The 9,931-nt window shown below is 51.5% G+C and carries 7 protein-coding genes, 1 tRNA gene and 2 pseudogenes; 5 read left to right on the top strand and 5 right to left on the bottom strand.

Annotated features, from left to right (window positions below):
• Positions 1-529: 529 nt before the first annotated feature.
• A pseudogene (locus M0974_RS07885) lies at positions 530-1,036 on the top strand (aldehyde dehydrogenase family protein); the annotation flags it as partial.
• A gap of 60 nt (positions 1,037-1,096) precedes the next feature.
• Here M0974_RS07885 and M0974_RS07880 read toward each other — a convergent pair.
• The gene (locus tag M0974_RS07880) at positions 1,097-2,161 is read right to left on the bottom strand and encodes a hypothetical protein (protein WP_297834973.1); all 1,065 of its coding nucleotides are present in this window, start codon (positions 2,159-2,161) and stop codon (positions 1,097-1,099) included.
• 307 nt (positions 2,162-2,468) lie between these two features.
• Here M0974_RS07880 and M0974_RS07875 point away from each other — a divergent pair, with 307 nt between their 5' ends.
• From M0974_RS07875 to M0974_RS07860, 4 genes are all read left to right on the top strand, one after another.
• Positions 2,469-3,764 (top strand): helix-turn-helix domain-containing protein, encoded by a 1,296-nt coding sequence (locus M0974_RS07875; RefSeq protein ID WP_297834971.1) that lies wholly within the window; start codon positions 2,469-2,471, stop codon positions 3,762-3,764.
• Positions 3,765-3,985: 221 nt separating this feature from the next.
• The gene (locus tag M0974_RS07870; RefSeq protein ID WP_297834968.1) at positions 3,986-4,981 is read left to right on the top strand and encodes a hypothetical protein; all 996 of its coding nucleotides are present in this window, start codon (positions 3,986-3,988) and stop codon (positions 4,979-4,981) included.
• A 95-nt stretch (positions 4,982-5,076) separates the two neighbouring features.
• Positions 5,077-6,075: a transporter gene (locus M0974_RS07865; RefSeq protein ID WP_297834966.1), complete on the top strand. Its 999-nt coding sequence runs from the start codon at positions 5,077-5,079 to the stop codon at positions 6,073-6,075.
• 434 nt (positions 6,076-6,509) lie between these two features.
• Positions 6,510-7,997 carry a methyl-accepting chemotaxis protein gene (locus M0974_RS07860; protein ID WP_297834963.1) on the top strand — a complete coding sequence of 496 codons (1,488 nt, stop codon included), beginning with the start codon at positions 6,510-6,512 and terminating at the stop codon, positions 7,995-7,997.
• Positions 7,998-8,057: 60 nt separating this feature from the next.
• Here M0974_RS07860 and M0974_RS07855 read toward each other — a convergent pair.
• The 4 genes and pseudogenes from M0974_RS07855 to M0974_RS07840 all read right to left on the bottom strand — a co-directional run.
• Positions 8,058-8,756, bottom strand: a pseudogene (locus M0974_RS07855) (tyrosine-type recombinase/integrase); the annotation flags it as partial.
• Between the two features lie 222 nt (positions 8,757-8,978).
• Positions 8,979-9,054, bottom strand: a tRNA-Gly gene (locus M0974_RS07850).
• Between the two features lie 64 nt (positions 9,055-9,118).
• Entirely contained in the window at positions 9,119-9,679 is a 561-nt protein-coding gene (gene pgsA, locus M0974_RS07845) for a CDP-diacylglycerol--glycerol-3-phosphate 3-phosphatidyltransferase (RefSeq protein ID WP_297834959.1), read from the bottom strand.
• 32 nt (positions 9,680-9,711) lie between these two features.
• Positions 9,712-9,931 (bottom strand): helix-hairpin-helix domain-containing protein (locus M0974_RS07840; protein ID WP_297834956.1); only part of this gene is annotated, 220 nt, incomplete at its 5' end.

Below are 9,931 nucleotides of genomic sequence, written 5' to 3'. Positions count from 1 at the left end.
GTTGATCTTGCCTATTTTAGTGCTGCGTTGTGTTTTAACGGTGCCTCCTCTTTCTTCAATAAGTACTATAGGTCAGGAGGCATGTCTATATCAAGAAGACATATACATTTTGGGAGATATACCCATACAGAGGATATATATCCATATGGGAGTTCTTTCTCGCCTGAAGAAGGACGAAGGGATCTCTTTTTTAAAGGAAATTTTGACTTTACATCGTAGCATTTGGAGAACAGCGTCATGTGTATCGTGTATATATATATATTATGCCAGGGACTACTTTTCTAAGATGCCAATTCTTCAATACAATCCAGCTATTTATCTAAAAAGAAGTCAAACCCGTATCACGATGAAGCTCTGTTTAGCATTCTTTCTGTTCTTCGCTGCTACTCCTACACTTCAAGGTTAGTTACTTTCCTTCAACTCTTAAAAACTCTTAGTAACAGTTTCAAAATAGCATGCGTTCCTCTTCCTTCCCAAGCATCCTTCCCTGCAATTGCCAAACTCCCAAATACGTTCCAAAATCAAAACGGAACCCTCGTTACCTCGAAAAATGATTGGGCCTGTCGTCAATCAATCGCAATTGAATGGCCTGTTACGCAAGATTGATCAGGCACACAGCGCAGGTCTGACTCAACTGTTCGGCGCTTCAGCCAAAGGCCTGTTGCTCCCCCCGCATGTTTTCGGGAACGTAAAAGCCGATGACGCCCTGGCGCAAGATGAAACATTTGGACCGCTGCTGCCAATGCTCGTAGCCGACGATGAGGCGCACGCCCTGCGACTTGCGAATGCCAGCGAATATGGATTGTCCAGTGCGGTATTCACCAAGGATATGGCACGCGGGCTGCAGTTCGCTCGTGGCATCGTCGCCGGCATGACTCACATCAACGATATCACCGTCGATGACCAGCCAAACGCGCCCTTCGGAGGCGAAAAGAACTCCGGGCTCGGGCGTTTTAACGGTCATTATGCCGTCGATGAATTCACTCGCGCACATTGGGTCACCTGGCAGCCAGGTGGTCACCACTACCCTTTTTAATGTTCTACGCAATCAGCCCCTGTCGGGGCTGATGCCATGTGAGGCAACAAGGTAATGGAGTTATTCGTCGCCGCCCAAAGCGGCTACCTGAGCTTCTATAGACTTGATGCTTTGTTTATCGGCAGCATTTTGCGGTGTAACACCATCTCCCAACGCCGCATGGAAAGGGCAACCGACAAATTTAGGATCGTTCTTGTACGTTTCGACGTAATGCTCGGGGAATTGCTTGTCCAGCTCCTGGATGCCCTTTCGCACTTCGGCCTTCTCTTCACTGGACATGTTCATCCGCTCCTCGATATAGGCTTCGGTCGGATCGTCGGAATTCATTTCCATCATACCCATCATGTAGCCGGCCAGTTGCGGCAAAAGCTGGGCAGCGGCCGGGTCAGGGCGGTCGACCTGCATGGTGTCGAGCGTGGTGGTCAATGACATGGCGCGCAGTAACTGATGGCCAAACCAATGCAATTCTTTGGGGAAAAAGCGGAAGACAAACTGTTCATGAATCGCCGTGATAATGAGATTGCCACGTTCAAGCTTGGGTTTTGGAGCATTTTCGAAGGCTTCGCAAAATTCAACGAGCGCGTCAAAACTATCCGGGTAGCCAGTGATCGGTTGATCGTTTTCAGCGCGAAAGAGTTTGCACATGTCACGCCAGAATAGGTGCGCGGCAATCTTCTCGTTCTCGGAGAGGCCCGGGGCGCCCATCTTCAACTTCAGACGGTGCATCGTGATGGCGGTGAACGCACACACGTACACGTAATCGTCGTTATAGGAGAAGGCACCGGGATACTGCTTGGCCCAATGAGCATGAAGATTATTGATGCCCTCAACCGACTTGATGGTGCGGCTGTCTTCTGGGCCGTAGAACCACCACAACGCATTGGCGCTGCCAGTTTGTTCCACTCGCGAGGTAGACCGTGAAACGACTTTGCCGCCGTCTTCACGCCAAACCGCCCTGGACCCCCAATCGGTGACGACAAAATTCGGGAAGGTCAACGCGTAGATGAAATTCTGCATGAAATCGTTCAGCCCGTAGCTGTTCGATAAACGCCAAATTTCAATGTAATTCTTGCTTGGGTCGAGGCTTTGGATTTTGGCTTGAATCCACTTTTTAGGGGCAGACATGTAGATCCTCTCATCGCTTAGCGGCAAATAGTGATTACGAAAACAGAGGCCTCTGATTAGCCAACTTCATTCGTTAGACAGAAGCGGTCATAGCGCAACGTCTGGGTGCACTCGATTGGAAACACCACCACTTACGATAGGTCCTCGCTCCGGGTCAGTCTCCGGTCTGTCCATCCAAGTTCGAAAGCGTTTTTGGTATTGCAGTATCACCACGACGCTATACTGGAATCACACACTGTGCTTAATCCCCACGGGCACTTGCGTGATGCGTACGTAAATAATCATTACGATTTACCGGGAGTACCGTTTGACTTCTGACCTCTATTCTCACCTCAAGCCAAAAGGCTCGGTTGAGGACGTTTTTTCCAATGCGGTGATTGGGCAGCAACATCTGACCAATGCTGTGTTGAAGATGGGTGAAGGTGCAGTGGCCTGGGCGCTTGAGGAAGCGGCCAGCTCCCTTAGGCGCTTGCAAGGCGAATTTCAAACGGTGGCTGACTTGCCGACGCCTGAGATACGCCTCAACCTTGAAACGCTCATCCTCGATATATTCATGAGTTGTTTATCGAGGAACAGCGAGCATTTCACCTTGAAATTGATCCCTTCGATGGCGCGACAAGCCGCACGTCGCGAAGTCCCGTTTAGCAGCATCGTTAAAAACATGCGCGCCAATCAGATTATCTGGGTCAATAACTTTTTCGCCGCGTCGGCATCCAAGACGTTTTCACCATCGACTGTGCAGCGGTTAGTCACCAGCGGCGCAGGCGTGGTGGATGAAATCATCGAGCACTTTGTGCTTTGCTACCTGGACGAGCGCCAAGTGCTGATGGAAAGTCAAATTGCCAGACGCCGTTCCCTCGTGGAAAAGTTGATTGGCAATGCGGGACCGCTTCAACCATTCGAACTAAAACAAGTCAAAAAAGATCATGGCCTAAATCTTGAGCATTTCCATATCGGTATCATTATTTCTGATCTCAACACCAAGTTCAGCTCAGACTTGGGTAAATTACAACGCAATTTGCAAGAAGCGATTATCGGCGATACTCCATTGGTAGTTTCCTTTACTCAACATTTGACATGGGCTTGGGTAAGTACACCCCACCCCCCTACTACGGGCCAGTTAAAACGACTTGAGGAAACACTGGGGCATTTAAGTGGGACGCAATGTGCAATGGGCGAGCCAGCCAAAGGGCCGGCTGGATTCAGGCGCACCCATCTTCAAGCCAGAGATGTCAGCAGCGTTGCAATACCCTCCTCAATCAAGGGCGTTATGCGCTGGTCTGATCATGTGCTGACGATTCTGGTGGGTCAGGATCTTGAAAAAGCCGCCTGGTATGTCGATTCCGTGCTCGGCCCCCTGGCAAATACATCCGAGAAAGCCGCCGGCTACCGGCAAACACTGAGCGCCTACTTACAATCAGGCAACAGCTTGCTCCACGGTGCTGAAGCGCTAGGCATACACCGCAATACGCTGGTGTACCGACTGCAACAGATAGAATTACTGTTGGACTGTCCTATCAAGCAACGAGAACTCGAAATACGCTGTGCCTTACACCTGGTAAGCCAGTACGAAGGCCGTGTGCTTAAGCATGAACGGCAATAGTTGTAGGCAAGCATAGGCATCGCGCACTTTTATTAGGTAGAGCCTGAGTATCACTTTCAAGACGCTAAAGGCTCTTGTACTGCGATACCAAAAACAGCATTTTTTTTGGTTTTTCAACCTAATGACTGCATCGGATACTTCTTCTAATTTATGTGCCATCCGCGGGAAACGCACTGACCATGCGCCCGACGAGACAATAAAAAAAACAAGAGGAAAACCCGATGACCCGCAAATGGATCGCCGCGCGTATTGATGAGCTCGACCCCGATACCGACTACGACGAGATCTGGAAACTCTCGGCTGCTTATCGCCCTACCGATTTCATCATGAACCTTGTATACGCAGTTACTTTTCCGCACTTCTTCGTACGAGAACTGGATGCCCTTCCGCTCATAGACGACGGTGACGGAAAAATCCTGAAAAAATCATTCAGGCGCTCCGACGACACGTCGTGGAAGATGCAAGTTTGGTGGCATTACGGTTCGCACCACGACAAGACTCGCGAAAATGTTGAGTCGATTAATAAAATACATTCCCACTATGCTCAGCGATTTGGTGAAAGCTTCAGTCGCAATGACACATACGTTTATACGCTTTGCTATGAAGCCGCCGGCATGCATCGTCTGATGCAACGTGTCGGACTGGCAGGCATGAGCGAAAAAGAGAAGTTGGCAGCCGTTAAATACTGGCACCAAATGTCGACTATTTTTCGCAACGCGGGGACTGGCGAAGCAATTACAGGCTTCCCTGATTCCTTCGATGGAATCATGGAGTTCATGGATCGCTGGGAAAGTGAGGACGTTCCCAAACACGACATGGGACCGCCAGCTGCACGAGCAATAATCCAACAGTTCGCGGATCGTTATTTTCCAAAGTTCTCACACTCGTTGGTATTTGCTTGGGTCATCAGTCTTTATCCCGATCATCTGATCAGGGCTTACGAACTGAAGCGGCCTTCAACTTTGGCCCTGAAAGCGCTTCGCTTGTTCACCGCGGGATTCCTGTGGGTGGGTGAAAAAGTGATCCCTGACCCGAAGGATACCTTTACGGAACGCCGGCAAGTGGCCGCTGACACCAAACTCTCTGCAGGGGCTTCTAAAACCACAGGTCAGGAAAACGAGCACGCGAAAGTCGCGGGTTGCCCTTTCCATCGGTTTCGAGCAAAACCCTCGGCGTCTGATGCCGTAACGCCAGGTACCACGCAAGCAAAGAAGTAACGTGCCGCAAGCACATTGATACCGGGTTGCTTAGTGCCAAAGCTCCTTGGGAATTACCAAGTGGCGCAAAAAATATAACAATAGAGCCAACATCCATGAAAACAATAAAAAAAATTTGTCCAGCCCTGCTGGCCCTCGCCACTCTCTCGTCCCTGGATGCTGTAGCAGCCAACGGCCCTCCACCGCCTAGCGTTGGAGAACCGAACGGGATCAACTTGGGTGGCACCAGTTTTTATGATGGATTCGCTGGCCTACCCGGCTTTTCGTTGCAGCAATACTTGAAATTCACCAGCGCCAGTTCGATTCGTGATAACTCGGGCAAAGACATCAAAGACTTCGATAACCCGAAGATCAATGTCATCAGCCTGATAAACCAGCTTAGTTATTACTCGCCCAATACTATCGGAGCAGGCGCACACCTGGGCTGGAATATCATCGTGCCGATCGTTTCACTCGACGGTGACTTTGGTAACAACGGGCCGCAACTTAAGGACAACGCCACCGGGGTTGGCGACGTCACCACCGGCCCGCTCGTGCAATTCGATCCCATCGTCGATGAGCATGGTCGACCTGTTTTCGTCCAGCGCCTGGCACTGGACGTGTTATTACCCACCGGTAAATACGATGAACACAAGGATCTAAACCAAGGATCTAACTTCTACTCGATCAATCCATATTGGGCGGCGACCTGGATGCCCGCACCCCGCTGGGAAGTGAGCTGGCGTTTGCATTATTTGTATAACTTCAAAAACAAAGATCCAGCCAGCAGTTCAGCGCAATTGTTCGAAGGCCAGCCTGTGCGTGATACCCAGGCAGGTAAAGCCGCATGGATTAACTTTACCGCCTCCTATGAAGTGGTACCCAGGGTGTCGGTAGGGCTAAATGGGTACTACTTCAAGCAACTGAACGATGACGAGGTCAATGGTCAACGTCTCGCCGACTCCCGCGAAAAAGTGCTTGGGATAGGCCCTGGGGTTTTCTGGAAAGTAGGCGATGGTGACGGTGTCTGGTTTAACACCTATCGTGAGACCGACGTAGAGAACCGCGCACGCAACGACTATGTCGTGCAGGTACGCTACGCCCATACGTTTTGACTGAAAGAGCGTCACCCTAGATGTAACGATACGTCGAGGGTGACGCTCAACTCCTCCCCGCCACGAACACCTTGGCTTCCAAGTTAACCCTTCGCCGAAATGGGTACTGGATATGGAAGTGAGTCGACAAATAGCAGATGAGCCTCAATGAGCTGAACGGCGATCTGCAGGTGTCTCCTACCGAGCACAATAGCCGTCCGTGTGTCTTTTGCGTTTGTTCGGCTGCACCGAAAATTTGCGCTACCGAGAACATACCCGTCGCTCGCACCGAGAGCGCCTATGACTTGGGCTATGCCAGTAGTTCTTGATTCAGCAGATATTTCAAATCGGCGTTTCGCCGATCATCTCCGCTACTCCACGAGTAGTATCAAGATGAAATTGACGTTACATCATTTCGTTTCTGCTGGAAGACCCCGCCAATAAAAAAGAGGTCCATGATGAAATATTCGCTCGCAGGCAAAATGATGATCACGCTCACATTGGTCATGCTTTGCGTTTCACTCGCTGTCGCTATGCTCAACTATCAATTCACCTCTGGGGAGTTGAGCAGACAGCAGCGCAGGCAAGCCAATACATTACTTGAGCTTGCGGCCCAGTCCCTGATCGAGCCGCTCGCAAGTGGTAATCAGGCTCAGATCGAAAATTTGCTGAATGAACTGTTGCGCGCCCCCGATGTTACTGGACTAACGGTGCGCGATTCCCGTACACAACTTTCAACTTCTGCCCGCCAGCAAAGCGCGGCCAATGTCGCCTTAACGCTCAACACACAGGTAATGCTTCATGATCAGTCGTTGGCTACGCTAGATGTTGAATTCAATAACCAGGCGCTGAGAACGACCCTGAAAACAGTACTACTGCAAAACTTGGCAGTCACCGCAGTTTTGTTGTTCGCTACCTTGGGGACTGTGTGGCTACTGACCCGGCGGCACATTCTGCGACCGGTCAAAGAGGTCAGCCATAGCCTGGCGCAGATAGCACGAGGTGAAGCTGACTTGAGCAAACGCCTAGATGCCAGTTGCCCTGATGAAATTGGTGAGTTGGCTGGCAACTTCAACCTAGTGCTTGAACGGCTAGCGAACCTGATTGCGGATGTCGGGCTCGTCTCTAGCGCTCTCGATCAGCATGCCGGTGAAATGGACATAACAACTGGTCACACCTCGCACGCTACCGCCCAGCAGGTTCAGCAGGTCGAATCCGTAGCGGCATCCGTACAACAACTTGCTCAATCCGCCAGTCAGGTTGCGAGACATGCCTCGAGCACCAGCGAACAAACACACGAATCAGCCGCCCATGTCCGAGAAGGGAACGTCATGATGGATGCCAGCCAACTCATGGTTGAACATCTGGGCACACAGATAACCCATACAGCTCTGAAACTGGGTGATTTGATGCGGGACAGCGAGGGGATCGGTGCAATGGTCGTCACTATTCGCGCAATCGCCGAGCAGACCAATCTACTCGCACTGAATGCCGCCATCGAGGCTGCACGAGCTGGTGAGCAAGGACGAGGATTTGCCGTTGTCGCTGAAGAGGTGCGGGCCCTAGCGTTAAAGACACGTCAGTCTACTGAGGTGATTGAAAATATCGTCACTCAATTGCAAATTGCAGCGCATCAGGCAAGAGATGCCATGGATGGTTGCCAGAATGCTTTGAAGGATGCGGTGGATACCTCACAGAAAGTCGGCGAGTTTCTGACGCGAATCAGCGAAAACATTCAGGGCATCAATGAAATGAACCAACACATTGCTTTGGCTGCTCAGGAGCAGAGTGCTGTCGCGGAAACGGTGAACGAAAACATCATCACCATCCACCGACTGAGTGATGGAGTCTCCCACTACGTCAATGACCTGGCTGATGGAGCACGACTCCTGAATAAGCAAAGTCAGTTGCTGCACCACAGAATAAGTTCTTTCAAAGTGTAGCGACGCATAGGTTATTGGGAGAAGCACCGTGGTGCTGTGCGTCTAAATCGTCAGGAGTTGTGTTTGGCTATTTCCACCATATCCACGAATCACCGCCAGCAACCCGGGTAGCTCGTCCATACGTAAAAACGGATTGTGCGCAACCGGGGGCTTGGGGAGCGCAACGACATCAAGATCTGAAGCCGGATCGTGTTCAAGCCCCTCTACCTTTACCAGCGCATAGCGGAATAATTTGTTGAACCAGGTCCGACACTTTTCGGCTGTCGTTAATGCCTTGCGTTGTTCGATCCGGCTCAGTAAATCCAGCAGATCGTGGCGATTAATATCGTAGATCGACCGCCCACCAAGGAATGGCAAGATATCTTTATTGAAGGTTCTTAATATTTGCGAGAGCGTGCTCTGGCGGCCTTCCTTCAGGCCCAGCCTGCGGAACTCGACCCACTGATTGAACACTGCTTCGAACGTATGCTCTGCCGCGCTACGAACAGCACGGCGTTGCTGTTTACGGTGCTCATAAGGATTGATGCCTTGGGCAACCAAAGCACGAGCTTCGTCACGTCGGGTGCGCGCTTCTTTGAGGCTGATTTGCGGGTAACTACCCAAAGACATACGCTTCTGCTTGCCCGTCCAGTAGTAACGGAAAAGCCAGATTTTTCCGCCGCTGGCCGTCACATTGAGCGTGAGGCCGTCACTGTCACCGAGCGTGTAGTCAATACCAGTGATTCGGGCGTGCCGAATAGACATTTCTGAGAGTGCCATCGCGAGCTCCTGAACAGAGTCAGGGCCAGATGCTCATCTCGCTACGCAAACTGCTCCAGCAACAAACCGATTCCGTACGCGTCAGAATCCTGGACTTAATCCTGGACTTAAACGCACCGGATGGTGCTGGATTTCAGTGGTTCCCGCCGGAACGAAAAAAGGACCCGAAGGTCCTGATTTCAATCACTTACAGAATTCAGTGGAACTCTGCAGCGCAATAATTGGAGCGGGAAACGAGACTCGAACTCGCGACCCCGACCTTGGCAAGGTCGTGCTCTACCAACTGAGCTATTCCCGCATCTTGGTAACGAGGCGCTATTCTATAGATTCAAATAGCCCCGTCAAGCCCTTGATTCAAAAACTTATTTTTTTTCTGTGGTGTCTCGCAGATGCGGCCAGGCGGCGCGTAAATACTGAACCATTGACCACAGCGTCAGCCCTGCCGCGATCAGCAGCAACACGTAGCCGAGCACTACCCAGAACGTGAACCCTGGCGGGTTGCCCAGCAGGATAACCAGCGCAATCATCTGCGCAGCGGTTTTCCATTTGCCCAGGCTGGAAACGGCAACGTGTGCCCGAGCGCCGATTTCAGCCATCCATTCACGTAACGCAGAAATCACGATTTCGCGACCTATGATGACGGCCGCCGGCAATGTCAGCCAGAGGTTGGCGTGGGCTTGTACCAACAGCACCAGCGCTACCGCAACCATCAGCTTGTCAGCCACCGGATCGAGAAACGCACCGAACGGTGTGCTTTGTTCGAGCCGACGCGCCAGGTAACCATCAAGCCAATCGGTTGCCGCCGCGATGGCGAAGACCGTACTGGCTGCCGTGTAGCTCCAGTGATAAGGCAAGTAAAACAGCAAAATGAAGATCGGTATCAGCAGGACACGTATTACGGTGATCAGATTAGGGATATTCATCGGCACAACTGGCTACGAGGTGAGCGGGCATTCTACTCGCTGTGCAGGCTGGCATAAATCGACTCTGCGAGCTTTTTACTGATTCCGGGTGCTTTAGCTATTTCTTCAATGCTGGCACGGGACAATTCCTGCAATCCACCGAAGTGTTTCAGCAGGTCCCGGCGCCGTGTCGGCCCCACTCCAGCGACCCCTTCCAGGGTTGAAGTGCGCCGCGTTTTGCCACGCCGAGCACGGTGCCCGGTGATAGCGAAC

Origin of the sequence: Pseudomonas sp., assembly GCF_026224925.1 — a bacterium.
Classification (GTDB): Bacteria; Pseudomonadota; Gammaproteobacteria; order Pseudomonadales; family Pseudomonadaceae; genus Aquipseudomonas.
The sequence above is the reverse complement of the archived record's forward strand: the minus strand, read 5'-3'. Positions and strand labels throughout refer to the sequence as shown.